The following is a 25,575-nucleotide window of genomic DNA, read 5'->3' on the forward strand; positions in this document are numbered from 1 at the left end:
CAGTGTACCACCTTGCGGCGGCGCGGCCCCAGGCGCGGCCTCAGCCCCGGGGAGCGGCCGTCGATTCGCGCACCACCAGCTCGGGTTTCAGGCGCACGTCGAGCACGGCGGAATCGGGCGAATCGATGGTTTGCAGGATCAGCCGGGCCGCTTCCGTGCCAATGCCGTGGTGGCGGATGCGGATGGTGGTCAGGGGCGGGCGGATCATGTCCATGTAGGGCATGTCGTTGTGGCCCACGACAGAAATATCTTCGGGGCAGCTCAAGCCCAGTTCGCGGATGGCGTCGTAGCAGCCGAGGGCCACCAGGTCGCTGCCCGTCACCACGGCCGTCGTCTGCGGCGACTGGCGCAGCAGTTCCAGCAGGGCGGCCTTGCCGCATTCGCGCGAATAGCCGCTGCTTTCAAACACGAAGGCTTGCGAGGGATCGAGTTCGCTGGCCTGGATGGCGGCCAGGAAACCGAGGCGGCGCACGTGGCCCGTGGACAGGTTTTCCGGGCCGGCAATATGCGCGATATGCCGGTGACCCAGCGCCAGCAAGTGTTCCACGGCAAGGCGCATGCCGACCACGTCGTCGCTGACGACGCAGGAAGCGACGCCCGTCTCGTCGCTGCGGTTGACGGTCACCACCGGCACATTCTGGTCGATGCACATCTTGATGACGGGATCGTCGCGCCGTGCGGTAGCCAAAATCAGGCCATCGACCTGCTGCCCCAGCAGGCGGTTGATGACGAACAGCTGCTCTTCCTCGTCGGCGCCGACATTGGCGACGATGGCCAGGTAGCCATGCTTGCGCAAGCCTTCCTCGATGCCCAGCAGGATAGGCGGAAAAACCGCGTTGGTAATGTCGGGCAAGACCACGCCGATGATGCGCGACTTGCGCGTGACGAGGGTAGAGGCGGCGCGGTTCGGCCGGTAACCGAGCCGGCCTGCTTCGGCCAGCACGCGCGCGGCCACCTCGGCGCTGACCATTTGCCGCGTTGCCGGGTTCATCACGCGTGAAACGGTGGAAAAGTGCACGCCACTGGCCCGCGCGACGTCGCTTAAGGTGGGGTTCTTGTTTGTCATGGGCTTCCCGGATCGCAATACCGTGATTTTATCGTAAAAATTCCCCATCCCGTCAAAAACAGAGCAAACGCTTGCATTGAGATAAAGCCGTTTTCCAAAGCGGTTTTGACACTCTTAAGTACAATCCAGCCTTGACAGCGTGCAAACGCTTGCATAACATGGCTCGGATTGACCACTCGGGCCCTGTATGCCCTTCCCAGAATTCCTATGTCTACTTCGCACAGCAAGCACGCCGAACAGAACGGCGAAACCTTCAACCTGAAAGAAGCCGCCCTCGCCTATCACGCGGAACCTCGCGCAGGCAAGATTTCCGTCACGCCAACCAAACCGCTGGGCGACGCCCGCGCGCTGACCCTGGCGTACTCGCCGGGCGTGGCCTTCGCCTGCGAAGCGATCGTGGAAGATCCGCGCACGGCCGGCACCTACACGTCGCGCAGCAACCTGGTGGCCGTGATCACCAACGGCACAGCCGTGCTGGGCCTGGGAGATATCGGTCCGCTGGCCAGCAAACCGGTGATGGAAGGCAAAGCTTGCCTGTTCAAGCAATTTGCCGACGTCGACGTGTTCGACATCGAACTGGCCGAGAACGATCCCGACCTGTTCATCGACACGGTGGTGCGCATGGAGCCGACCTTCGGCGGCATCAACCTGGAAGACATCAAGGCGCCGGATTGCTTCTATATCGAACAGCAATTGCGCAAGCGCATGAACATTCCCGTCTTCCACGACGACCAGCATGGCACGGCCATCATCGTCGCGGCCGGCATCCTGAACGGCCTGGAACTGGTGGGCAAGGATATCGGCAACGTGAAAGTGGCCGTCTCGGGCGCTGGCGCGGCATCGATCGCCTGCCTGGACTTGCTCGTCTCGCTGGGCCTGAATAAATCGCTGCTGAAAGTGTGCGACAGCCAGGGCGTGATCTACCCGGGCCGTGATGCCAATATGGAAGAGAACAAGGCGCGCTACGCGAACGACACCAGCGACCGCGACCTGGCCGACGCCATGGTTGGCGCCGACATTTTCATCGGCGTCTCGAAGGGCGGCGTGGTGAGCGCGCAGATGGTCGAATCGATGGCCGCCAAGCCGCTGATCTTCGCCCTGGCCAATCCGCATCCGGAAATCGCCCCGGAAAAAGTGCATGCCGTGCGCGACGACGCCATCGTGGCCACGGGCCGTTCGGACTACCCGAACCAGATCAATAACGTGCTGTGCTTCCCGTACATCTTCCGTGGCGCGCTCGACGTGGGCGCCACCACCATCAATGAAGAGATGAAGCTGGCCTGCGTGCGCGCCATCGCCGCGCTGGCCAAGGAACCATTGCCGGGCCATAGCACCAGCGCCCTGACGCCGCTGCAACTGATTCCATCGCCGTTCGACGAGCGCCTGCGCAGCTGGGTCGCGCCTGCCGTGTCGCAAGCGGCCATCGCCACCGGCGTGGCCACCCGCGTGCCAGCCACCGCCTGAGACGCATGACCGGCCTCGCGGCCTTGGCAAAATAACAGCAAGTTACCATTGCTTACAAAAAAACCATGGCTGAAAACCATGGTTTTTTTCATTTCCCCCTTGAGATCGCCCGTGCAGTTATCAAAGAGTAAAATTCCAGGGACGTTTTTGTTGCCACCTTCGATTACAATGACGCCTACTTTATGTTGCTACAGTTGCCATAATGGCGACGACGTGCGTTACCAAGGATATTCATGCTCGGCCTGACCTCTGTTTGTGTTTTTCTCTTTTCGGCATTGGCGCTGGCTGTCACCAGCGGATATTCATTCGGAGCCCTGGCCCTTCTGCTCGCGAGCACCTGCCTGCTATGGAAACGTCCCCGCCTGAACTTGCAACGCCAGGATTATCTGCTGCTGGGCACCCTGTTGCTATATTTCTGTGTTTTCACTGCCAACATGCTGTACCACGCAGATCCGGCGCGAGAACTCGACATGCCCTTGCGGGCACTGCTGGCCGTACCTGTCCTGCTGCTGCTGCTGGCATATCCGCCCCGGGCAGAGGCCTGGTGGGCAGGTGTAGCCATTGGTGCGGTTGCAGGCACAATATTAGCAATTTGGCAATTTTTTATGCAGGATATGCCACGTCCTCTTGCAGCAACCAGTAACGCGATTCATTATGGCAATATCAGCATCTTGCTTGGTATGTTGGCCATGTGCGGGCTCGACTGGGCCAGCACGCAACCTCACCGCTGGTTATGGAGAGCCGTCTTGCTGTTGGGCTGTTTGGCAGGCATCGTCGGTTCCATCATCAGCGGCAGTCGCGGTGGTTGGATCGCCTTGCCCGTCTGCCTGATTTTCTTGGTTATACACCACAGCAAGAAGCATGGAAAACGCTATCTGGTCATTGGGCTACTGGCCCTGGCGGGCCTTTCCATCGTGGCCTACGTTTTTCCACATTCGACGATCAAAGAACGTATTACCCTCGGCATTTCCAACCTGCACACATTTGAGGATCGTGGTGAAGTCAATACCTCCATCGGGCAAAGGATCGAAATGTGGCGCACCGCGATCGACATGTCCCAGCAACACCCCTGGACAGGCCTGGGCCGCAACGGGTATATGGAACAAAAATCGATGCTGGTGGCTGAAGGCAAAGCGAACATTTCCATACGCAGGCATACCAATGCCCACAACGACTACCTCGATGCCTTGGTCAAGCGCGGCATTATTGGTGTCCTGGCCTTGCTGGCGCTCTTCCTCGTTCCGTTGTCCCTGTTTGCCCGCGCCCTGCGCCACAGTGCCCCTGGAGCTCAGCCATATGCGCTGGCAGGCGTGGTACTGTGCACCTGCTACATGATTTTTGGTCTGACGACGAGCTCGCTCACCCTGAATATCGGCATCATCATGCTGGTCTTCCCGATGGTGATGCTGTGGGCCATGCTGCGCCAGCAGGAACGCACTGCCTGAGCTCGTTTTTCGCCTGACCGTTTTTGCTGTCCCCTGCAAGGAACCATACCGATGCTCACGCCCGACCTGAAGCGTCTCACCGCGCTGCACGCGCCCTACAAGAAACACCTGGCCCTGGCCTTGCTGGCGATGGTCGTCACGGCGGCCACGGAACCGCTGCTGCCATATGCGCTCAAGCTGCTGCTCGACAATGGCTTTGGCGGCAAGGTGAATTTTTCCTTCTGGCTGGTGCCGCTGATCGTCATCGGCATCTTTGCCATGCGCGGCGCGTCGACGTTCGCCAGCAGCTACCTGATGAGCTATGTCTCCACGCGCATCCTCAACGAGTTGCGGCGCCGGATGTTTGCCAGCATGCTCAACTTGCCCATCGACTTCTACAACACGCACACGGTGGGCAAGGTCATCAACTCCATCATGTTTGAAGTGCAGCAGATCATCGAGATGGTGACCAAGGTGTTTACCTCGATCGTGCGCTCCTCGCTGACCGTGCTGGGCCTGCTGGCGTGGCTGCTGTACCTGAACTGGGTGCTGACCCTCGTGACCCTGGTGCTGCTGCCCCTGCTGACCATCGTCGTGCGCACCACGGGCAAGCGCCTGAAAAAACTCAACCGCGACTCGCTGGCCGTCAATGCCGAGCTGACCCAGGTCATCGAGGAAACCACGCGCGCCCAGCAAGTGATCAAGATCTTCGGTGGTCAGGACTACGAAAAAGCGCGCTTCGAAGAGCGTGCCGAGCAATTGCGCCGCTACAGCATGCGCATGACCACGACCTTTTCCGCCACCGTGCCCATCACCCAGGTGATCACGGCAGCCGCCGTGGCCCTGGTCATCGTGATGGCCCTGTTCCAGTCGGAGCAGGGGCAGATCACGGTCGGCGGCTTCGTATCCTTCATCACGGCCATGCTGATGCTGCTGACACCGTTAAAACAGCTGGCTGAGGTGAATGGCCCCCTGCAGCGCGGCATGGCCGCCGCCGAGGAAGTCTTCCAGCTGATCGACAAGACGCCGGAACGCACGGGTGGCACGCCGCTCGCCGGCCGCAGCAAAGGTCGCATCGAATTCAAGGACGTGAGCTTTGCCTACCCCGGACATCAGGAGCCGGCTCTGCGGCACATCGACCTGAGCATTGCGCCAGGACAAACGGTCGCCTTTGTCGGCATGTCCGGCGGCGGCAAATCGACCCTGGTCAGCCTGCTGCCCGGTTTTTATTCGGCCAGCAGTGGCGAGATCTTGCTCGATGGGCAGAATATCGATGCCATCGCCCTGACCAGCCTGCGCAGCCAGATCGCCATGGTCAGCCAGCAGGTGGTGCTGTTCGACGATACCCTGGCCGCGAATATCGCATATGGCGATGCAACGCCGGACCGGCAGCGCATCGAGGCGGCCGCCGCCGCCGCCTTCCTGTCGGACGTCATCGACGGCTTGCCCGATGGCCTGGAAACGCGCCTGGGCGACAATGGCTCGCGCCTGTCCGGCGGCCAGCGCCAGCGCGTGGCCATCGCCCGCGCCATCTACAAGGATGCGCCCATCCTGATCCTCGATGAAGCCACCTCGGCACTGGATACGGAGGCGGAACGGGCCGTGCAAGCGGCACTGGAACACCTGATGCAAGGAAAAACCACCTTAGTTATTGCTCATAGGCTATCAACAATTGAACGTGCGGACCGTATCGTGGTATTGTCACATGGGAAAATAATGGAAACCGGCAGTCACCAGCAATTATTGGATGCCAACGGCGCGTATGCCAATCTGCATCGCCTGCAATTTTCCCAGCAAGTGGTTTGACACCATCGACCGAATACCTGAAATCGTACTGATACATGACGCCTTTGATTCCCGCCGAACTTCTACAAAAGTCGGACAAAATTCTTTTCATCGCCCATCTGGCGCTGGGAGACTTTACCTACCTGCAAAACGGTTTCCGCGCCTTTGCCGCGGCCTATCCCCATATCCAGATCCACCTGTGGGTCGATGAAGTCCGCCGCACGTCGGATTCCAGGCAATGGGAAGGCTTGCGCACCTATTCGCTGTACGACTGGGTGGAACAATCGGGCCTGTTCGCCAAGGTGTACCGCAAGACCTACAGCCCGGCGCTGTACGAAGAGTCACTGCGCGAAGCCCAGGCGGAACACTATCCTGTCGTCGTGTCGCTGGCCCACGTGCGGCCACAGCAGTATGCGGACCTTGCCCGCGCGATCAGCCCGCACGGGCTGGTGATCGGCACGCGCAAACCGTTCAGTCCGCTGCGCCCCTGGCATTACCTGGCCTACCGCAAGATCGATGCCGTGCTGGCCTCGTATGCGGGACAGGATGCGGGCGAGCACCATATAAGCAGCGTATATGCGGACTGGTTCCGTCAATTGACGGGCCTCGACATTCCCGAGGCCGAGCGCTATCCCTTCGTGCACATTCCCGAGCACGCACTGCAGCAGGCGCAGGAGCAGCTGGCCGCCTGGGGCTTTGCCCCGCGCCAGGGGCCGCTGGTGCTATTGAATCCGTTTGCCAAGTCGCACAAGCGCGGCTGGCCGCTGGAGCGCATCGCCGAACTGATCGCGCGCATGCAGGCGATGCCAAAGTGGGCAAATGCCTGTTTCCTGATCAATGCCATGCCGCAGGAACTGGCCAAGGTGAATGCCGTCGTGCAGGCGCATGGCTTGCCGCGTACGCAAGCCTTCAGCGCCGTCGACAACTTTTTCCAGCTGCCGGCCATGCTGGCGCAATGCGACCTGATTATTTCGGTGGAAACGTCGATCATGCACCTGGCGAACGCCGTGCATGTACCCGTAGTGGCGCTGATGCGTAAGAAGAATCCGGAATGGGCGCCGTTCGACAGCGCCAACAGCACCGTCATCACGGTGGCCCGGCGCAGCGACTGGGTCAAGGCGATTTCGGTCGATCAGGTATTGCAGACCATCGCCTAGACAACGCGGCAGCGGCTAGCCGGTGCCCAGCATGCTGATGCGCACTAGGTCGGCCACATTGTCGACACCCAGCTTGTCCATCAGGCGCGCCTTGTGCACTTCCACCGTGCGCACGGAAATACCCAGCGCCGGGGCGATATCGCGGTTGTGCTGGCCCGTCACCACCAGATGCATCACTTCCCGCTCGCGCGGCGTCAGGGCGCGCAGCAAGGCCTGCCCCTCCACCTGGCGCAGCAATTGGCCGCGCGCATGCGCCTCGCGCGAAAACGCTTCGTCGATGGCGGCCAGCAGCTTGTCGTGGTCAAACGGTTTTTCCAGGAAATCGCTGGCCTGCGCCTTGAAAGCCTGGCGTGCCAGGGTGACGTCGCCGTGCCCCGTGATAATGATGATGGGCAGCATGCATTTCAGCTCCAGCAAGCGGCGCTGCAGGCTCAGACCATCCATGCCGGACATGCGGATATCGATCAGCAGGCAGCCGGCCCACTCGGGCCGCCAGCTGTGCAGGAAATCCTCGCCGCAGGAAAACAGGGCCGTGCGATAGCCGCGTATGCCCAGCAGCAAACCCAGCGCATCGCGCACGGCGGGATCGTCATCCACGATAAACACTGTCAAATTACTTGTCACCATACTCTCCTGTAGCGGCCGCGCTGGCGCGCGCCAGGGGCAGGACAAAACGAAAAATGCCATGCCTGCCCACTTCGGCCCATAGCTGGCCGCCATGCGCTTCGACGATGCTGCGGCTGAGCACCAGCCCCAGGCCCAGGCCGCTGGCCTTGGTCGAGACGAACGGTTCGAACAGGCGTGCCGCCAGGCTATTGGAAATGCCGGGGCCGCTATCCTCCACGGACAGGCGCAGCCGCCCGCCTTCGAGCCGCTCGGCAGAGACCGTGATGCGGCGCCGGCCGCGCGGCTGGCCCATCACCGCATCCTGCGCATTGGCCAATAAATTACGCAATACCAGCTCGATTTGCAGGCGGTCGGCGTTGACGGCCAGCGGCGACGGCGGCGCCAGCACCAGTTCGATGCCGTGTTCATGAAACAGCGGCGTGAACTGGCGCGCCATGCCCTCGATCAAGGCGCTCGCCTCCACCGCTTCGAGCTGCATCGCGCCGGTGCGGAAAAAGTCGCGCAGGCGGCGCACCACGTCCGCGGCGCGTCCCGATTCGACGATCATATGTCCCACGGCGCCCTGCAGCAGGGCGCCAGTCTCGCCCCGTTCCAGCAGGTATTCGCACGCCTTGCCATAGGTCGACAAGGCCGTCAGCGGCTGGTTCAGCTCATGCGCGAGCGCCGCCGCCATCTCGCCGGCGGCCGCCAGGCGCATCGTGTGTTTCAATTCGTCGGCCACCTGGCGCATTTCATCGACGACGATGCCGATAAAAAATCCCACCAGCGCCAGCACGGCATCGAGCAGCTGCAATTCATAAAACTGGATATCGACCGCATGCGTCCATTTCACCAGGGTAATGATGCACAGTTGCAATACAAACACGGCCAGCACGGCGCCATGCAAGCCCTGGCGCGAGGCGGCCCAGATCACGGGAAGAAACAGGAAATAGAAATGCTTGTATTCGGAACGCACGATGGAACCGAAGAGACTCCACAGCACGAAGCTGGCCAGGGCCAGATACGCCAGGGTTTCCCAGCGCCAGACGGCGGCATGCAGGCGTTCGCGCCCCCGCTCGCTGAACAGCACCCAGATCAGCGGCATCGATACCAGCATGCCGACCATGTCGCCGATGCCGAAGCGCCAGACTGCCGTCCCCCATTCGCCGGCCGGGATGCGTCCCGTCAGCGACAGCAAGGAAATGTAGCCGAGCGCATTGAGCACGGTGCCCAGCAGCACGATGGCAACCCAGGCGCTCAGGCGGCGCCGGTTGTCGAAAATGTCGCTGCTGCTGAAACTGCGGCGCAAGACTGCGCCGATACCGCCATAGCCGAGCATCAGCCACGCCGAACAGAGCAAGGTCAGGGGCAGGCCTGCCGGCATGCCGCGCACCAGCACCTCGCCGGCCACCAGGGCGATAAACCACGGCAGCGCCGCCTTGCGGCCGAGAATCAGCCAAAATACCAGGCCCAGCGCGGGATCGGGATTCCACGGGGTGATGTTCAGCCCGTACATCGGATCGATATACGTGGCCCAGTCAAACAGCAGATACAGACCGACAAAGGCGGGATACGGCAGGTAGCGGGACAGGAATGGGCGCATAACGGTGTTTTTTAACTGTCCCGCATTATGCATCGCAAGCGTGCGCCACGCCATGCCATCTTGCGTTATAAGCACACAAAATAATTTTCATGCAATATCGCAACGCGCGCCGACAGAATCAGGCCTCGGCCAGCGGCAAGCGCACCTCCACCAGCAAGCCCAGGCCACCATTGCCTCTGTGCAACTGAATCGTGCCGCCATGCTGTTGCACGACGGAAGCGACGATGGACAAGCCCAGGCCGCTGCCCGGCTGCGCCTGCTGCGGCGCGCGGAAAAAGCGGTCGAACACGCGTTCATACAGCGCCGGCGCGATACCCGGCCCCTGGTCGGCCACATGCAACACGGCCTGGCCCCGCTCCGCATGCAGCGACACCGTCACGCTGCTGCCGCGCGGGCTGTACTTGATGGCGTTTTCCACCAGATTGTCGATCAGCGAGACCAGGCTCTCGCGCTGACCGGGTACGCTGAGCGAAACGCTGGCTTGCAATTCGAGCTCGATCTCGCCCGCCTGCGCCAGGCCGGACAGGGCCGCCAGGCGGTCTTGCAGCAAGGTATCGAGCGCCTGGCGCCGCGGCAGCTCGCCCCCGCCGGCCTGCACTTCGCTGCGCGTCAGCTGCAGCAACTGCCCCACCAGGCGCGCGGCCCGGTTGCCGCTGTTCAAGATACCGTCCAGCAACTCTTGCTGGCGTGCATCATGCGCCTGTCCCTGCAAGGCCTCGACATTCACGCGCATAGCCGCCAGCGGCGTGCGCAGCTCATGCGTGGCGTCGGCGATGAAGCTGCGTTCGCGCGCGGCACTGGCATCGACCCGCTGCAGCAGGGCATTGATATTGTCGACCAGCGCCGCCAGTTCGCCATGCGGCGGCTTGAACGTCAGCGGACGCAAATCCTGCGGCCCGCGCGCCGCCACCTCCTGCGCCACCTTGCGCCACGGGCGCATGGCAAGGCGGATCGACAGCCAGGCCGGCACCAGCAGGAACGGCAGGCTGATCAGCAACGGCAGCAGGTAGTAGCCGCGTGAATTGATCGTGATGAAAAATTGCCAGGCGCCGCCCACTTCCAGCACGGTCACGCGGGTGGCCCCTTCGGCCAGGCTGCGGCTGCGCCAGGCCTGGCCCTTGACGTACACCACTTCCATCTGTTCCGGGCCGGCGCTGCGGATGCCGCTGGGCGCACTCGGCGACTTGTAGACCAGCTTGCCCTCGCGCCAGACCAGGATGCGCGGCGCCAGTTCCGGTACTTTCCCCATTTCAAATTCTTCGCGCAAGGCTTCGTCGATGGCGCGCAAGCTTTGCTCCTGGCGCACGGGCTGGTCGGCCAGGTTGTCGGTCACGCTGATAATGGCGTGCAAGACCCCGCGGGTCACATTGCTCGCTTCGCTCGCGCCCTCGAACAGCACATATGCCACGGCCAGGCTCCATAGCACGGTCAGCATCAGCATTTGCGCCATCATCAGGCGGCGCACCAGGGTGGGCCGGCGCAGCATGGCCCAGAAACGCCCCATCATGCGCCGGCCCCCGGCGGGACGGATGTCTCGCCCTGCTGATCGATGACATAGCCGACGCCGCGCACGGTACGGATATAACCCTCGCCTATCTTGCGGCGCAAGTTGCCCATATGCACATCCAGGGTATTGCTGGCATTGGCCAGCCCGCCGGGCAGGATATGCTCTTCCAGCACGCGGCGCGTGATGACCCGGTTGGCGCGCATCAACAAGGTTTTCAGCAGGGCATATTCGCTGGCCGTGAGCTCCACGGGCCGTCCATGCACGCTGACCCTGCGCGTGGGCACCTGCAACAGCAGGCCGCGCAACTCGATGGTGTCGCCATCGAAACCATAGCTGCGGCGTGCCAGGGCGCGCACGCGCGACAGCAGCTCGGCCAGCACGAAGGGCTTCACCAGGTAATCGTCGGCGCCGCCGTCCAGGCCCCGCAAGCGCTGCTCCAGCGTATCGCGGGCGCTGAGGATCAGCACCGGCAGGCGCGCCGCGCGCAGCCGGGCCAGCAAATCGAGGCCATCGCCGTCGGGCAATCCCAGATCCAGCAGCACCAGTTCGCAACTGTCGTGCTCGATGCTGCGCGCCGCATCCTCCAGACTGCGCACCCAGACCACTTGCATGCCCTGGTCGCGCAGGGCGATCCGCACGCCATTGCCCAGGTCCATATCGTCTTCAATCAGCAGTATCTTCATGGTGAGTATTAAACCACCGCAAGCTGAAGAATGGGTAAAGAAGCGCTCTTCATCCAATCTTAATAAAAGGCTCATTTTTCCTTCATGGCAAGGATAGATACTGTCGGCAGTCAATCGAGCCACTCCGGACTCGGTTCTCCACCTGACGGAAAATTCCATGCACGCACCCACAACCCTGCTGACCGCGCTGGCACTCGCCAGCGGCATGATCCTCAACCCGCTGGCCGCCGCCGCGGCCGAACCGGCCCCGCAAAATGTCTTCACCATCGGCGGCGGCGTCGCTGCCGTGTCCAGCTATTCCGGCGCCGACAAGCTGTCGGCCTCGCCCCTGATCATCCTCGATTACGCCATGGCCAATGGCCTGTTCTTCAGCACTTCGCGCGGCATCGGCTATGGCGGCCAGGCCGGCCCCTTCAGCTACAGCGCGGCATTGGGCTACCGCGGCAACCGCGAAGACCACAAGCGGAATGGCGCCAATGGCTGGGGCGGCAGCGACTACCTGAAGGGCATGGGCGAAGTCAAGGGCAACGCCAGCGCCCTGCTCAGCGCGGGCTATTCGCCCTTGCCGGGCCTGTCGCTGAGCGTGTCGAGCGACATTCCCCTGTCGAACCGCGAAAATGGCGCGAATGTGCATTTCGGCGCGGCGGGCCAGATCTACAGCCGGACCGATGCCAAGGGCGCGCAGCAGGATAGCGTGACCATCGGCGGCCAGCTGGGCTGGGGCGAGCGCAAGTACGTGCAGACCATGTATGGCGTGACGGCCACCCAGGCCGCGAACACCTCGTTCAAGCAATACACGCCCAAGGGCGGTTTCTATGAAGCACAGGCCACCATCAACTGGGAGCACCGCTTCGATGCGCGCTGGGGCATCAATACCCTGGTCGGCGTCGAGAGCCGCCTGGGCGACGCGGCCAAGAGCCCCATCGTGCAGCGCAAGACCTCCCCGGTCGGCGCCGTGTACGTCACCTACCGCTATTAAAACCGTGACGACATAAGGGAAACCCGTACGCTGTTTCGCCAATTTACAGAGGGAAAGGGCACCGATAAGATGGCGCGGTTTCCCCCTTCCCTTGACGTCCCTCCATGCATGCTTCGCGCCTTGCTCCGCAACGCCATGACCGCGCCCCAGACAGCGCCGCGGCCACCCACGGCACCGGGAGCCAGGATACGCTGCAGCTCCTGCTGCCGGTCAAACGAGCCAGCGACATCGTCTTTGGTGCGCGCTACGCCAAGCGGCTACAGGAATGGGGGATATGCGTGAGTGTCAGCCTGCTGCATGTGACGCCAGCGCAGGCACGCCCTGCCACAGGCCTGCCGCAGCAAGGCGCAGCTGAAGACGCCGGCAGTACGCTCACGCTGGCAACCGAGCAAATCATGCACGAGGCCGGCTTGTACCTGAGCCGTTCACATATTGACTTCACCACCCACATTTTTTCCGGCGAAATCATTTTTACGATACTCGACACGGCCGAAATGCTGGGATGCCATGAAATTGTCTTACCTGCCATTAAGAAAAGTTCCTGGCGAAACCGATTCTCGGACGCCCTGGCGCGCAAGCTGGCCCGCGCCAGCCGTAGCGCCACCGTGCTGCTGGCCAATACCGATGGCATGAGCTGCCCGCCGCTGCGCTGAAGCACGGCCCGCAGCCACCACCGTTCCCATTCACCAAGGAAAATGCCTGATGACACAAGCGATTACTCTGCATGCTGGTCTCACCAATATGCCCCCGGGCATCGCCCGCCTGCGCGAGCTGTTCAAACTGCAATTGCGGGCACGCCTGCAGCAGCGGCAGACACGCATCTGGCTCAAGTTGCTCAATTCCCACCCCGTCTTTGGCGACCTGTTGCAAGCCTACCCGCGCCTGGTCCACAAAGTGTACCGGCATTACCTGAGCAAAAGCCTGTCCTGCCAGCAACGAGTCTCCATGCTGGTCGACCACTATCATTTCATCCTGCAGCAAGGCTGGGGCAAGCTGATGGTACAAGCTGCGCACCAACCGGTCATACTTGCCACGGTACCGGGAAAATCCGGTTCGCTCTACCATCTGCGCCTGTCTTCGCTGTTCCGCATGGACCGCGAAGGCGAAATGGTCTTGCAACTGATCCATGATGACGATGTGCTCTACACAGTGGTCTTTACCTTCTTCGGCTGCCGCACGCGCGCACCCAGCGATACCGGCGTGGGCATCGGCTGCATCCAGGGTCCGCAGGGCGCGGAAGGCTTGCGCCGCGTGCGCGAAGCCACGCGCGACCTGCACGGCATGCGCCCCAAGTTCCTGATGATACGCCTGGTACGTCAACTGGCATACGAGCACGGTTGCCGCACCATGCTTCTGGTCGGCAATGCCAACCGGGCCGGCCACCATTCGGCAAAGAAGAATGGACGGCTGCTCGCTGACTACAATGCATTGTGGCAAGAACTTGGCGCCACGGCCCGCAGCGATGGCGACTTTGAGTTGCCATGCGAAACGCTTCCTGCGCTCGTCCTCGAAGAGATCGCTTCCAAAAAACGTTCGGAAGCACGCAAGCGCCACGAACTGACCTTGAACATGATCGACAGCCTGCGCAACGGCCTGGCATCGCATCGCAGCCATGTCCACGTCGCCGTGCCCGGCATCGTCATGGCCGCCAATGACACCCAGCACCCGGCCGAATTCGACGACGAGCACTTTTCCGCCGCAACCTGACCCTCTCCCTGGTATTGGCCAGGCGCCCCGCCCCCGCGCCCGCAGTCATTCCTCCACGCAATACCCCAGTTCGCCTCCCGCACGTGCGCAAAAACCATGCGCCGCACATTCCTGTTACGCTAGCAAGATCGGTGTGCATTCCTGGCGCGCCGGTTCCCCCAACGCTTACTAGGAGGCAAGTCATGCGCGTAGACATCTACCGCCGGGCCGAGCACGACGGCATTTTTTCCTACCTCGCCGTGCCGGAAGGAAAGCTCATTCCGGAAGAAGTTACCAATACCGACTGGCAGCTGGAAGTACGCGCCAGTGAAGTGGCCGACGATGCCGAGATCTTGCCCAACTACCATATCGAACAGCCGCACCAGCAGATCGCAGCCAAGGGCTATGCGATCACGGGCCTGAAAGACATGTAAACAAAAAAAAGCCAAACCAGCATGTCTGCGGTTTGGCTTTGTTGCATGCGCCGGGCAGTACCGGTCAGTATTCGACCGCCACTTCTTGCGCACCCAGCATTTGCTCCAGCGCCATCTGCAATTCATCCGATGGTGCCACTTTCCATTCGTCCCCGAACTGCAGCACGCAACTGACGCCTTGCGGGCTGACCTTGGCGGCGATCGGCAGACCATCCGCAGCCCGGTGCGGCATGATCACGTCGCTGATGCGTTTCATGTCCAGCGTCGTGGGCAGAGTCAAGCCCAGCTGGCGGCCATACTGCACGCGCGCGGAGATGATGTCGAAGGCGCTCTCGGCCGTGATGCGCAAGCCGCCCGAAAAGCGGTCTTCCGACACCTTGCCCACGACGGCGAGGAATTCATCTTCCTTGAAAATTTTCCGGTTGGAATCGAACAATTCGCCGTACACCGTCACCTCCACCGTGCCGCTCTTGTCGTCGAGCGTGACGATGAGGATCTTGCCGCGCTGCGTCATCTGCGTGCGCAAGCCCGTGATGACGCCCGCCATCATGCGCGGTTCGCGCGACGGCGACAGTTCCGACAGTTTCGTGCGGGCAAAACGACGTGCCTCGGGCGCATACGAATCGAACAGGTGGCCGGACAGGTAGAAGCCCAGCGCGATCTTTTCTTCCGTCAGGCGCTGTTTGTCCGTCCACACGGGCACCTTGACGTACTCGGGCGGCGCCACCATGTCGCTGTCGTCGCCGCCGAACAGGCTCACCTGGTTCGCCGCCTTGGCCGCCTGGTCGGCGCACTCCATGGCGAACGCCACGGACGCGAGCAGGATGGCGCGGTCGACCTTCAGGCAATCGAAGGCGCCGCTGCGAATCAGGGATTCGATGGTGCGGCGGTTGATTTGCTTTTTATCAACGCGCTTGCAGAAATCAAACAGGCTGGTGAATGGACCGCCCGCCTCGCGCGCGGCGATGATGGCTTCGATGGCGTTCTGGCCCGAGCCCTTCACGGCGCCCAGGCCATAGCGGATCTGCGTGACTTTCTTGCCGCTTACGGATGGCGCCGCACCGCTCGGCATGAAGCGGTAATCGGATTCATTGATATCCGGCGGCAACAAGGTCAGCTTGCAGATTTCCAGCGAGTCTTCCACCAGGATCTTGATCTTGTCGGTGTCGTCCATGGCCAGCGACAAGTTGGCTGCCATGAAGGCGGCCGTGTGGTGCGCTTTCAGGTAGGCCGTGTGGTAGGACAGCAAGGCGTAGGCGGCGGCGTGCGATTTGTTGAAACCGTAGCCGGCGAACTTTTCCATCAAGTCGAAGATCTCGTCGGCCTTTTCCGCCGTCAAGCCGTCTTTTGCCGCACCGGCGCGGAAGATCTCGCGGTGCTCGGCCATCTCTTCGGCTTTCTTTTTACCCATGGCGCGGCGCAGCATGTCGGCGCCGCCCAGCGAGTAGCCGCCGACGATCTGCGCCATCTGCATCACCTGCTCCTGATACACCATGATGCCGTAGGTTTCGGACAGAATCGATTCCGTGCGCGGATCGGGATAATCGAAGCGTTCGCCGTGCTTGCGCTTGCAAAAATCCGGAATCAGGTCCATCGGGCCCGGACGATACAGCGCCACCAGCGCGATAATATCCTCGAAGCGGTCGGGACGGGCATCTTTCAGCATGCCCTGCATGCCGCGCGACTCCAGCTGGAACACGGCCACGGTCTTGGCCTTGGTCAGCAAGTCATACGATGGCTTATCGTTCAGCGGCAAGGTGGCCAGATCGAAATTGGCTTGCGCCGGATCAAGCTGCTTGATGTAGCGCACGGCGCGGTCGAGAATCGTCAGCGTGGTCAAGCCCAAAAAGTCGAACTTCACGAGGCCGACGGCTTCCACGTCATCCTTGTCGTACTGCGACACGACGCCCGAATCGCCGCCCTGCGTGTACAGCGGGCAGAAATCCGTCAGCTTGCCCGGAGCGATCAGCACGCCCCCCGCGTGCATGCCGATATTGCGCGTGATGCCTTCGACCTGCTGCGCCAGGTCCAGCAGCTGCTTGACCTCTTCCTCGTTTTCCAGGCGTTCCTTGAGCAACGGTTCTTCCTCGATGGCGTCGGCGATCGACACGGGTTTGCCGGGCTTGAACGGGATCAGCTTGGAGATGCAGTCGCAGAAGTTGTAGCCGAAATCCATCACGCGGCCCACGTCGCGGATCGCGCCCTTGGCCGCCATGGTACCGAAGGTGGCGATCTGCGAGACAGCCTCCTTGCCGTACAAATCCTTGACGTGCTGGATGACGCGGTCGCGCCCTTCCTGACAAAAGTCAATATCGAAGTCGGGCATCGATACGCGTTCGGGATTCAGGAAGCGCTCGAACAGCAGGTTGTATTGCAATGGATCAAGATCGGTAATCAGCAGCGAATACGCCACCAGCGAACCGGCGCCCGAACCGCGGCCCGGGCCGACGGGCACGCCGTTTTCCTTGGCCCACTGGATAAACTCGGCCACGATCAGGAAGTAGCCGGGGAACTTCATGTTGCAGATCGTGTCCGTCTCGAATTTCAGGCGCGACTCGTAGCGCGGACGCTCCTTTTCGCGCTTTTCCGGATCGGGATACAGCTGCAGCAACCGTTTTTCCAGGCCCGCCTGCGATTCGGCGACGAGGAACTGGTCGATCGTCATGCCGTCCGGCGTGGGGAAGTTCGGCAATTGCGGCTTGCCCAGGGTCAAGGTCAGATTGCAGCGCTTGGCGATTTCCACGGAATTGGCCAGCGCGGCCGGCAAGTCGGCGAACAGCTCCGCCATGTCGGCCTGCGACAGGAAGCGCTGGCTGTCATTGAAGCGCTTGACCCGCTTGGCGTTGGCCAGCATTTCGCCTTCGGCGATACAGGTGCGGGCTTCGTGGGCAATAAATTCCTCTGGGGAAATAAATTGCACGGGATGCGTGGCCACCACGGGCAAGCCCAGCTTGGCCGCCAGCGCCACCGCATGGCGTACCTGCGCTTCCTGGTTGGCCTGGCCGCCGCGCTGGATTTCCACATAGAAATGGCCGGGGAAAATCTCGGCCCAGCGCTGCGCATTGCGCTCGGCCAGGGCCAGGTTGCCATTCTCGATGGCCGTGCCAACATCGCCGAAATGCGCGCCGGACAGGACGATCAAGCCATTGGCCGCGCTTTCGCCCGGATACAGCTCATAGGTATTCGTCGCCAGCGCCTGCAGCCATTCGATGCGCAGCTCGGCGCGGCCCTTGTACTGGTTCGTCAGCCAGGCCGTGGACAGCAATTCGCACAGTTGCAGATAGCCCATGCGATTCTTCGCCAGCAGCAGCAGCCGCGACGGCTTTTCGCGGTTGTCGTCATTCGTGATCCACACGTCGACGCCGACGATGGGCTTGATGCCCTTGCCGCGCGCTTCCTTGTAGAACTTGACCATGCCAAACAGGTTCGACAGGTCGGTGACGGCCAGCGCCACCTGCTTGTCCTTCGCCGCCGCCTTGACCACGTCATCGATGCGCACCAGGCCATCGACGATCGAGTACTCCGAGTGCACGCGCAAATGGACGAAGGCAGGACCGGGCTGCATCGCTTGCTGTGAACCTGCCGGAGCGCCGGCCTCTTGCATTACCATTTCCATCCTGTGTACCGTTTCGTGCAAAATTCAATGGGGTCTATTCTACCGCGTCGCGGCCCCGGACCGGCGGTGCGCCCCCCTATTGCGGGCAAGAAATTCCTGCCGTGCACAGCCCGCCGGCACGGCAAAACGTGGCTGGCCGGGTATCCCGCCAGGCCTGTCGGGCTTATAATATCGGCTGTTCAGTCTAAGCCGATCGCCATCATGCAAGCCATCACCCCAGCAACACCCGCCGTTTCCGCCGCCGTCAGTGCGCCCGCCGCCACGTTTGTCAATATCGCCGCGTATAAATTCATTACGCTCGACGATACGGAAGCCATGCGTCCCTTGTATCAGGAGCAATGCCTGGCGCTGGAACTGAAGGGAACGATCCTGCTGACACCGGAAGGCATCAACATGTTCCTGTCGGGCACGCGCGAGCATATCGATGCCTTCCTCGCCTGGGTCCGCAGCGACGCGCGCCTGGCCGATCTGGAATGGAAGGAAAGCTTGTCGAACGAACAATCGCACAAGCGCATGCTGGTCAAGCTGAAAAAAGAAATCATCACCATGCGCATGCCGCTGATCAAGCCGGAACTGGGCCGCGCCCCGTCCGTCGACGCGCATACGCTCAAGCGCTGGCTTGACGCCGGCGTCGACGATGCGGGCAAACCTGTGGTCATGATGGAAACGCGCAACGCCTTTGAAGTGGATGTGGGCACGTTCAACAACACGCTTGATTACCGTATCGACAAGTTCACGGAATTCCCGGCCGTGGCTGCCGCGCACAAGGATGAGCTGGAAGGCAAGACCGTCGTCACCTTCTGCACCGGCGGCATCCGCTGCGAAAAGGCCGCCATCCACATGAAGGAAATCGGCTACGACAGCGTGTACCAGCTCGACGGCGGCATCCTGAAGTATTTCGAGGAAGTGGGCGGCGAGCACTACACGGGCGACTGCTTTGTCTTCGACTACCGCACGGCGCTGAACCCGAAACTGGAACCGACGGAAACCGTGCAATGTTTCGTCTGCCGCGCCGTCGTCACGCCGCGCCAGCAGCTGGCGCCGGAATATGTGTATGAAGTGTCTTGCCCGCACTGCTACAACAGGCAAGGCAACTAGTTATTGCCTTGTGTTGCCCGCTGCAATCCTGAAGCGGCGGGCTGACATGCTTAAGCTTTTATCCTCACTGTCACTTTGAAATCCACCAGCCAGACCCAGATGCGATTTATCCAGGCATTACGCGGTTTGGCGGCGATTATCTCGCAATTCACCACACCACATCGCATGTGCCTGTCGGGTCTGATAATGCCACTTCACAGTGGTTTTTTGCATCCGAGCCCAAGGCCGTCGATCTGTTTTTCATGCAGAGCGGCTTTATCCTGGTGCTCTCCACACAAAATGCCGCCTCGCACTGGACAATACTTTCCAGTTCTGGACTATCGGTTTCTAAGAATATAGCCCATCTATTTCGCGACCACGCTGCTCTTTTGCCTGATAGAAGTCATTGTACGAAAATATATGAAGGCAAGTCTGATTGCAAACTGGAATTACATGCATGGACGGCGGCACAAATCACGCCCTCGCGCATAAGCACTATACGGCCCTGCATATAGTCCTCATGCCAAGCGGCGCAGAAACGACATTCCCCTCACACGGAGGGGAATGGGAAGGGTCTTCAAGTAGAGAAAGACCCGCAGGTAGCCCGGAAAGGCACATCAGCGAATCAACTTGCCGATCGTCATGAAAATGATACGTATGTCCAAGGCTAAGGAGCGCTGGCGCACATACTCTTCATAAAAGCGCAGCTTGACTGGCATGACTTCCTCGATATAAGTGCGCTCCGGATCGACCGACTCACCCAGCAGGCGATTTTCATCACGATAGGTGATCGAGGCTAGATCCGTGATTCCCGGTTTGACGGAAAGCACCAGTTCGCGCTGCGCATGCGTATACAGCGCCACGTACTTCGGCACTTCCGGCCGCGGCCCGACCAGGCTCATGTCGCCGATGAACACATTGAGCAGTTGCGGCAACTCGTCAAGTTTATAGTGACGCAGCCGGTGGCCGACACCAGTAATACGCGCGTCGCGTCCGATGGTGATCTGCCCCTGCGCTTCCGTGCCGACCGTCATCGTACGGAACTTAAAAATGCGAAACAGGACACCATACTGTCCTACCCGTTCTTGGCGGAAAAACACCGGCCCTGCGGAGTCCACCTTCACCCACACGGCAATCAGCACCAGCAACGGCGCCAGCAGCAGCAAGCCGCACAGCGCCGCGATGACATCGAAAATACGCTTGATCAGCACAGCAACTCGCGCAGCGTGCGGATCACGCGTTCCTGATCCTCGTCCGTCATGGCCGTATACAAAGGCAAACTGACCATCGCATGATAGGCCGCCTCCGCCTCGGGGAACTGTTCCGGCGCAAGATGATACGTATCACGCCAGTAAGGATGACGGTGCAGCGGAATGTAATGGACGCTGGTGCCGATACCGTGATCGGACAGCTTCTGGATCAGCTCATTGCGGCCAATCGGCGCCGCAGAGGTCAAGCGCACGACGTACAGGTGCCAGGCATGTTCGCCACCATCGGCAGCCTCTGCCGGCAGCAACAACGGCAGATCCGCCAACCCCTCAAAATAGCGCCGCGCGAGTTGCTGGCGGCGTGCCGAAAACGCATTGATCTTGCGCAACTGGTGGATGCCCATCGCGGACGCGATATCGGTCAGATTGTATTTGTAACCAGGTGCGACCACTTCGTAGGCCCAGGCCGGCGTCTTCGAAACGAAACGATCAAAGGCATCGCGGCTGATACCGTGAATACGCATCATTTTGATGCGAGTGGCGATGTCGGCGTCACGCGTGACGACCATGCCGCCCTCACCTGTGGTCATCGTCTTGTTGGCATAGAAACTGAACACGGTAACGTCACTGTCCAGCGTGCCGATCAAGCGTCCTTTATAGCGCGTTGGGAATGCGTGCGCAGCATCTTCAACGACACGCAATTTGTGCTCACGCGCCAACGTCAGGATGGCGTCCATATCGCAGGCCAAGCCGGCGTAATGAACCGGCATGATGACTTTCGTGCGTGGTGTAATGGCAGCACGAATCGCCTCCAGCGACAGGTTCAGCGTGACCGGGTCGGTATCGACAAAAACCGGATCGGCCCCCATGTAGCGCACCACTTCGGCCGTGGCGGTAAACGTCATGGTTGGAACAATCACTTCATCGCCAGGACCGACGCCGAGCGCCTCCAGGGCCAGGTGCAAACCTGCGGTGGCCGAATTGACAGCGATCGCCTCGACGCCATTGCCGATATAGGCGGCGAAATCCTGTTCGAACTGCTTGGTCTTCGGGCCTGTGGTCACCCAGCCGGAACGCAGGCACTCGACGACTTCCTGGATTTCTTCATCGCCGATTTCAGGTAGGGCGAATGGTAAAAATTTTTGCTCTGTCATATAGGTCTCAAAGTCTCTTGTTTTGCGACGCCGCAATACCTTCTTAAGGGGTGCAGCGATTGTGGTTGGAAATAATAACGAATAAGGATTGTAATGCCATTATTCACGCGCCTCGGCCGACTGGCCGAACGCATCGACGAAACGCCGTGCCAGCACCGGATAGGTATGGTTTCCCAATACGAATTGCCTACCCCGCTGCCCCATCGCGGTTCGTTCGTCCACGCTAAATTTCAGTAAAGCGTGGATGCCGCGCACGATCTCGCGCGGATCCTCAGGCGCCACGGTCAGGCCGCAACCAGCCTCGCCAACAGGATCATTTCCCGCTTCAACAGCATGCAAAATCGGCCGCGCGGCCATCATATAGTCCATCAATTTGTTCGGAGAAATACCGAAACGGTAAAGCGGCTGCCGATGCCAACCGATATAAGCAATATCGAACCACTCCAGCAAGGCAGGAATCTGCTCCTTCTTGACCGGATCGACGAAAAACACATTACTCAAGTGTTCCGCCGCAGCCCTTTGCCTGAGCGCTTCCTTGTCAGGCCCACCACCAACGAGTACGAACACGACGCGGTCGTCATCGATACACGCGGCCGCATCCAACAAAACGTCCATCGCATTCGCCACGCCATGCGTGCCAGCATAACCGACGATGGACAGGCCACGCGCCTTGAAACCGGACAGTAGCTCATAAACGTCGGCCTGCAAACGGGGACTGTCGGCCTGCCATTCGTCCGGATCGATACCATTTGGCACGATATATAAGCGATCAGGCGGCATACCGCGCGACTCCATATACGTCCGCACTTTCGGCAGCATGGAAACGACGGCATCTGCATGGCGATAAGCATATCCCTCCGCCGCCGCCACCATCATGATGAAGGGGTGCCATTTCGACATTCCCCCCAGCTCCATCGGCGACAATGGCCATAGATCATGAACTTCGAACACCAGCTTGGCCTTGGCGCGTTGCGCGATACGCCGCGCCGGCCAGATATCCATGGGATAGGTGCTCGACGCGATCACCACATCGGGCGTAAACGAGGCGTCTATGTCACGGCCCCGCAAAAACAGGTCAGCAACGAAACGCATAATGTTCCAGACACGCTTCAAACCGTTACCAGCATACTGCGGACCGGAAAACCATAGATATTCAATACCATCGATGGTTTCTAGTCGTGTCGTAGCGCCTTCCAGTGCAGGCTGTCTGGCGCGCACATGGGATTGCGCCGAGGCCACGATGCGCACGCGGTGGCCCGCCCGCACCCATTCACGCGCCATATAATAGGGCCGATATTCCATGCCGTAATGGGGACTTCCGGCATAGTGGTTGATCAATAATATATTCATAAAAACTACCTAAAAACTCTTCTTGATCAGGAAACAAGCTGGGTTAGCAGCGGAAAATGGCGCAGTATCGATTGATCCTCGGTAGAAAATCCCCTGTGTCCTGCGTGTCAGACATCATTGACAGATTTCGCTCTGGTTTACACCATAGCCAAATTCACCATCGCCGCTACGGGATGCAAGCACCTGCAAGGTTTTTATTCTTTGGGTATCAGCCATGTCATCTGCTCCTTCAATAAATTATTAAACCTACCTTGCCTGCCCACTGGAGTATCCCCGTCCGGGAGGTTACGACAGGGACAGTCCCCCCGGCGTTTCCGCTTTACCTGCGCCGCTGAACTACTTAGCCCGCCAATGTTTGTACGTAAGCATCGCGCATCAATGTTACACAATGCTCCCAGGAAAATTGCTGGCATACTCTGGCGCGGCCCGCCACGCCAAGACGTGTACGCAAGGCACTGTCTTGCACCAACTGATATAAGGCATCAGCCAACGCTTGTGGATTTTCGTTTGGAATGATCAAGCCAGTTTCGTTTTCCGCAACAACTTCTGGCAGCCCGCCCATACGAGACACTACTACCGGCAACGCGCAACTCGACGCTTCCAATATGGCCACACCGAAGCTCTCACTGTCGTTGCGACTGGCCGCCACATAGATATCCAGGCGGTTCAGCCAGTCCGGCACGGCCGCATGATCAACCTGACCCGTGAAAGTAACACTCGCACCAAGACCGAGTTGCTCGACCAACGCCTGCAGTGCTGCAGTCTCTGCACCACCACCGACCAGCAACAGTTCAAGACGCCCCAGCAGATCATCGGCCTTTTCGGCCTGTAAGCGTTGCCTCAGCAGAGCGTAGCCCTTGATCAGAATATCAATACCGTACTTCCTGGCCATTGTCTTGACGGTACCAATCACCAGGCGGGCATCATCCGTTTTCTGTACGGGAACGAAACGTGTGGTATCAATACCAAACGGCGTGATAAAAATCGGCGCCAACTGGGGGCATAAAGAGCGCGTCTGTTCCGCCATGACATGGCTCGTGGACGCAATACGGGTGGCCGCCAGTAAATTGCGCTTAATCAACCACATCTTGAAACGCGACTCATAGGGGAATTCGTAGACATCCGCGCCCCATACCGACAACAGCGAAGATCCACGCCAGACACCGGCCATCAGCGTACCGTAGCCACTAGCGTAATGACAATTGAGCAGGTCCGGCGCCAGATCGGCGAGCACCTTGCCCAGGGCGCGTCGATTCAAAAAATAGCCCTTCCCGCCGCGGTAAGGCAACATATGAACATGTACGCGATCAGAGTACTGAAGCGCATCAAAATCGTGTTGTGTAATCAAGTGCACTTCGATACCCTGCTCCACCATCGCATTGCACCAGCGGCTGATATGGATCGAATTGCCTGGACCAAGAATGGCTATTTTCATGTTTCGTTTTTGTTGTTGTCAGTTTTTTGCCAATTTGGCGTAGCCGCAGCGCCCCACTCCATCAACCGGCAAATCAGATAAATGAGGGGCAGCGTATAAATAATATAGCCGAGACCGATCACGATATTTCCACGAGCAATCATCAGCAATGCAGGCAGTCCAAGTCCAAGCAGGACTGCACTCATGGCCGGCGGCGCCCGCTGCAGCACCGATTCAAACACCGTCAGTAAAAACGCGAATAGCAACGGGTAAAGAAGGGCGCCGAACCAGCCAGCGTTAAGCAACGCATCACCCCAAATCAAAAAGTGAAGGGACCCGGGAATGCCTTGATGCGAACTATCGATCATTTCTTTTAGCCAAGGATTATCATTGAATAATCCATCGTTCAAGGCCGCAGTCCAGACTTGATAGGTTACGTCCAACGGCTTGAGGGAAATATCGGCCAGTTCGCGCGGCAACAGAATAAGCAAGGCTCGATGCAGGGTCGGCATTGGACCCGCACTCCAGCCTTCCAGGTACTTGTGCACGATGTAAAAGTAATACTTCATGATATTGTCTTCGCCGCCAAAAAGGCCGCCCCCGTCAACGGAGCTGCCAATCGCATCGAGCAGGCTGGAGAAATCCATGCTCAGCATGGCGCTCAGACCGATGCCACGCGCAGCGCGCGACAGTACATGCATCGACAGCGCCGCCACTGCGCCACCTAACAAAACGTACAGACGGCGAGAAAAACTGATGCGATCAGATAAAAACAACTCATAGTAGAAATAGCCACCAAGACAGAACAGCATGGCCCGCGAACCGGTTACCATGAAAACACCCAGGCAACACAGCACCAGAAAAACAAATCTGATGCGGCTTTTATAGAACACGGGTGCAAGGGAAAATGCCACTAGTCCTAGCAAATTGGATACGCCATCGAGCAGAGTCAGGCCTTCGCTACGCTGCTCCGACCAATTGAGCATCAAGAAATCGAGGCCATTACGGGCCTTGATCAACGCAATGATGACAAATATCCCCGTAACCAAAAAAAACAGCCGTTTCCAGTCCTGTTCGTCAAAAACCAGCTTACGATAAGAGCCGCTGCGCGGCAGAAGCCAGCCGCCCAGCAGGTATAGAAATATGCAGAACAGGACATTGCAAGCAAATAGAAACAGCATTCCTGCGTACAGCACCCGAGTACCATAGGCGGCCTCGATGGACGCCTCGTTGACCGAGAGCGTGTAATAAAACAATGCCATCAATAAAATCGAATAGTATCGGGATTTCGATATCGAATACAGAATACTGGGCAAGAGAACCAATGCCGACAGGAAAGAAATCATGGTAGAAGCGGATCCT

Annotated in this window: 19 protein-coding genes and 1 pseudogene; 9 read left to right on the forward strand and 11 right to left on the reverse strand. The window is 59.9% G+C overall.

The annotated features are described in order from the left end of the window. Window positions 1–40: 40 nt before the first annotated feature. Complete coding sequence (locus O0879_RS14675; protein WP_251350543.1) at window positions 41–1,066, reverse strand: LacI family DNA-binding transcriptional regulator; 1,026 nt, start codon at window positions 1,064–1,066, stop codon at window positions 41–43. Window positions 1,067–1,273: 207 nt separating this feature from the next. Between O0879_RS14675 and O0879_RS14680 the strand changes: the two are divergent. From O0879_RS14680 to O0879_RS14695, 4 genes and pseudogenes are all read left to right on the forward strand, one after another. Then, window positions 1,274–2,512 (forward strand): annotated as a pseudogene (locus O0879_RS14680) (malic enzyme-like NAD(P)-binding protein); the annotation flags it as partial. A 251-nt stretch (window positions 2,513–2,763) separates the two neighbouring features. Beyond that, complete coding sequence (locus O0879_RS14685; RefSeq protein WP_289917068.1) at window positions 2,764–3,975, forward strand: O-antigen ligase family protein; 1,212 nt, start codon at window positions 2,764–2,766, stop codon at window positions 3,973–3,975. 51 nt (window positions 3,976–4,026) lie between these two features. Beyond that, on the forward strand, window positions 4,027–5,760 hold the full coding sequence (msbA, locus tag O0879_RS14690) for a lipid A export permease/ATP-binding protein MsbA (RefSeq protein ID WP_289917069.1): 1,734 nt from the start codon (window positions 4,027–4,029) through the stop codon (window positions 5,758–5,760). A 35-nt stretch (window positions 5,761–5,795) separates the two neighbouring features. After that, the gene (locus O0879_RS14695) at window positions 5,796–6,896 is read left to right on the forward strand and encodes a glycosyltransferase family 9 protein (protein WP_289917072.1); all 1,101 of its coding nucleotides are present in this window, start codon (window positions 5,796–5,798) and stop codon (window positions 6,894–6,896) included. A 15-nt stretch (window positions 6,897–6,911) separates the two neighbouring features. Here O0879_RS14695 and O0879_RS14700 read toward each other — a convergent pair whose 3' ends face one another. The 4 genes from O0879_RS14700 to O0879_RS14715 all read right to left on the reverse strand — a co-directional run bounded on the left by O0879_RS14700 (window position 6,912) and on the right by O0879_RS14715 (window position 11,295). Then, on the reverse strand, window positions 6,912–7,493 hold the full coding sequence (locus tag O0879_RS14700) for a response regulator (protein WP_289917073.1): 582 nt from the start codon (window positions 7,491–7,493) through the stop codon (window positions 6,912–6,914). A gap of 16 nt (window positions 7,494–7,509) precedes the next feature. After that, complete coding sequence (locus O0879_RS14705) at window positions 7,510–9,105, reverse strand: ATP-binding protein (RefSeq protein WP_289917075.1); 1,596 nt, start codon at window positions 9,103–9,105, stop codon at window positions 7,510–7,512. 118 nt (window positions 9,106–9,223) lie between these two features. Then, complete coding sequence (locus O0879_RS14710) at window positions 9,224–10,612, reverse strand: ATP-binding protein (RefSeq protein ID WP_289917077.1); 1,389 nt, start codon at window positions 10,610–10,612, stop codon at window positions 9,224–9,226. Then, window positions 10,609–11,295 (reverse strand): response regulator, encoded by a 687-nt coding sequence (locus tag O0879_RS14715; RefSeq protein WP_289911354.1) that lies wholly within the window; start codon window positions 11,293–11,295, stop codon window positions 10,609–10,611. Before O0879_RS14715 ends, O0879_RS14710 begins: the two co-directional genes overlap by 4 nt. A gap of 157 nt (window positions 11,296–11,452) precedes the next feature. Here O0879_RS14715 and O0879_RS14720 point away from each other — a divergent pair, with 157 nt between their 5' ends. The 4 genes from O0879_RS14720 to O0879_RS14735 all read left to right on the forward strand — a co-directional run bounded on the left by O0879_RS14720 (window position 11,453) and on the right by O0879_RS14735 (window position 14,394). Further along, window positions 11,453–12,274: a MipA/OmpV family protein gene (locus O0879_RS14720; protein ID WP_289898810.1), complete on the forward strand. Its 822-nt coding sequence runs from the start codon at window positions 11,453–11,455 to the stop codon at window positions 12,272–12,274. 104 nt (window positions 12,275–12,378) lie between these two features. Further along, window positions 12,379–12,927, forward strand: a complete 549-nt coding sequence (locus tag O0879_RS14725; RefSeq protein ID WP_289917079.1) for a universal stress protein — start codon at window positions 12,379–12,381, stop codon at window positions 12,925–12,927. Between the two features lie 49 nt (window positions 12,928–12,976). Then, window positions 12,977–13,981 (forward strand): VirK/YbjX family protein, encoded by a 1,005-nt coding sequence (locus tag O0879_RS14730; protein ID WP_289917081.1) that lies wholly within the window; start codon window positions 12,977–12,979, stop codon window positions 13,979–13,981. A 182-nt stretch (window positions 13,982–14,163) separates the two neighbouring features. Then, window positions 14,164–14,394, forward strand: coding sequence for a DUF6139 family protein (locus O0879_RS14735; protein ID WP_092713976.1), 231 nt, complete (start codon window positions 14,164–14,166; stop codon window positions 14,392–14,394). A gap of 64 nt (window positions 14,395–14,458) precedes the next feature. Here O0879_RS14735 and dnaE read toward each other — a convergent pair whose 3' ends face one another. After that, window positions 14,459–17,998, reverse strand: coding sequence for a DNA polymerase III subunit alpha (dnaE, locus tag O0879_RS14740; protein WP_289917083.1), 3,540 nt, complete (start codon window positions 17,996–17,998; stop codon window positions 14,459–14,461). Between the two features lie 213 nt (window positions 17,999–18,211). On the opposite strand from dnaE, the gene O0879_RS14745 reads away from it, so the two are divergent. Next, window positions 18,212–19,108 carry a sulfurtransferase gene (locus O0879_RS14745; protein ID WP_289917085.1) on the forward strand — a complete coding sequence of 299 codons (897 nt, stop codon included), beginning with the start codon at window positions 18,212–18,214 and terminating at the stop codon, window positions 19,106–19,108. Window positions 19,109–19,704: 596 nt separating this feature from the next. On the opposite strand, the gene O0879_RS14750 is transcribed toward O0879_RS14745, so the two are convergent. From O0879_RS14750 to O0879_RS14770, 5 genes are all read right to left on the reverse strand, one after another. Continuing rightward, the gene (locus O0879_RS14750; protein ID WP_289917881.1) at window positions 19,705–20,295 is read right to left on the reverse strand and encodes a sugar transferase; all 591 of its coding nucleotides are present in this window, start codon (window positions 20,293–20,295) and stop codon (window positions 19,705–19,707) included. Beyond that, a complete protein-coding gene (locus O0879_RS14755) occupies window positions 20,292–21,449 on the reverse strand; it encodes a DegT/DnrJ/EryC1/StrS family aminotransferase (RefSeq protein ID WP_289917086.1) in 1,158 nt (385 codons plus the stop codon). Before O0879_RS14755 ends, O0879_RS14750 begins: the two co-directional genes overlap by 4 nt. Before the next feature lie 99 nt (window positions 21,450–21,548). Further along, window positions 21,549–22,799 carry a glycosyltransferase family 4 protein gene (locus O0879_RS14760; RefSeq protein ID WP_289917088.1) on the reverse strand — a complete coding sequence of 417 codons (1,251 nt, stop codon included), beginning with the start codon at window positions 22,797–22,799 and terminating at the stop codon, window positions 21,549–21,551. 340 nt (window positions 22,800–23,139) lie between these two features. After that, a complete protein-coding gene (locus O0879_RS14765) occupies window positions 23,140–24,234 on the reverse strand; it encodes a glycosyltransferase (RefSeq protein ID WP_289917089.1) in 1,095 nt (364 codons plus the stop codon). After that, on the reverse strand, window positions 24,231–25,559 hold the full coding sequence (locus O0879_RS14770; protein WP_289917092.1) for a hypothetical protein: 1,329 nt from the start codon (window positions 25,557–25,559) through the stop codon (window positions 24,231–24,233). Before O0879_RS14770 ends, O0879_RS14765 begins: the two co-directional genes overlap by 4 nt. Window positions 25,560–25,575: the final 16 nt, after the last annotated feature.

It is taken from the genome of Janthinobacterium sp. SUN120, from assembly GCF_030397735.1.
Classification (GTDB): domain Bacteria; phylum Pseudomonadota; class Gammaproteobacteria; order Burkholderiales; family Burkholderiaceae_D; genus Janthinobacterium; species Janthinobacterium kumbetense.

What these genes read in the sequence shown, in the direction of transcription:
- O0879_RS14675 (WP_251350543.1), bottom strand. Translation starts at nt 1,066, where the DNA reads ATGACAAACAAGAACCCCACCTTAAGCGACGTCGCGCGGGCCAGTGGC.
- O0879_RS14685 (WP_289917068.1), top strand. Translation starts at nt 2,764, where the DNA reads ATGCTCGGCCTGACCTCTGTTTGTGTTTTTCTCTTTTCGGCATTGGCG.
- msbA (WP_289917069.1), top strand. Translation starts at nt 4,027, where the DNA reads ATGCTCACGCCCGACCTGAAGCGTCTCACCGCGCTGCACGCGCCCTAC.
- O0879_RS14695 (WP_289917072.1), top strand. Translation starts at nt 5,796, where the DNA reads ATGACGCCTTTGATTCCCGCCGAACTTCTACAAAAGTCGGACAAAATT.
- O0879_RS14705 (WP_289917075.1), bottom strand. Translation starts at nt 9,105, where the DNA reads ATGCGCCCATTCCTGTCCCGCTACCTGCCGTATCCCGCCTTTGTCGGT.
- O0879_RS14710 (WP_289917077.1), bottom strand. Translation starts at nt 10,612, where the DNA reads ATGATGGGGCGTTTCTGGGCCATGCTGCGCCGGCCCACCCTGGTGCGC.
- O0879_RS14715 (WP_289911354.1), bottom strand. Translation starts at nt 11,295, where the DNA reads ATGAAGATACTGCTGATTGAAGACGATATGGACCTGGGCAATGGCGTG.
- O0879_RS14720 (WP_289898810.1), top strand. Translation starts at nt 11,453, where the DNA reads ATGCACGCACCCACAACCCTGCTGACCGCGCTGGCACTCGCCAGCGGC.
- O0879_RS14725 (WP_289917079.1), top strand. Translation starts at nt 12,379, where the DNA reads ATGCATGCTTCGCGCCTTGCTCCGCAACGCCATGACCGCGCCCCAGAC.
- O0879_RS14730 (WP_289917081.1), top strand. Translation starts at nt 12,977, where the DNA reads ATGACACAAGCGATTACTCTGCATGCTGGTCTCACCAATATGCCCCCG.
- O0879_RS14735 (WP_092713976.1), top strand. Translation starts at nt 14,164, where the DNA reads ATGCGCGTAGACATCTACCGCCGGGCCGAGCACGACGGCATTTTTTCC.
- dnaE (WP_289917083.1), bottom strand. Translation starts at nt 17,998, where the DNA reads ATGCAAGAGGCCGGCGCTCCGGCAGGTTCACAGCAAGCGATGCAGCCC.
- O0879_RS14745 (WP_289917085.1), top strand. Translation starts at nt 18,212, where the DNA reads ATGCAAGCCATCACCCCAGCAACACCCGCCGTTTCCGCCGCCGTCAGT.
- O0879_RS14755 (WP_289917086.1), bottom strand. Translation starts at nt 21,449, where the DNA reads ATGACAGAGCAAAAATTTTTACCATTCGCCCTACCTGAAATCGGCGAT.
- O0879_RS14760 (WP_289917088.1), bottom strand. Translation starts at nt 22,799, where the DNA reads ATGAATATATTATTGATCAACCACTATGCCGGAAGTCCCCATTACGGC.
- O0879_RS14765 (WP_289917089.1), bottom strand. Translation starts at nt 24,234, where the DNA reads ATGAAAATAGCCATTCTTGGTCCAGGCAATTCGATCCATATCAGCCGC.
- O0879_RS14770 (WP_289917092.1), bottom strand. Translation starts at nt 25,559, where the DNA reads ATGATTTCTTTCCTGTCGGCATTGGTTCTCTTGCCCAGTATTCTGTAT.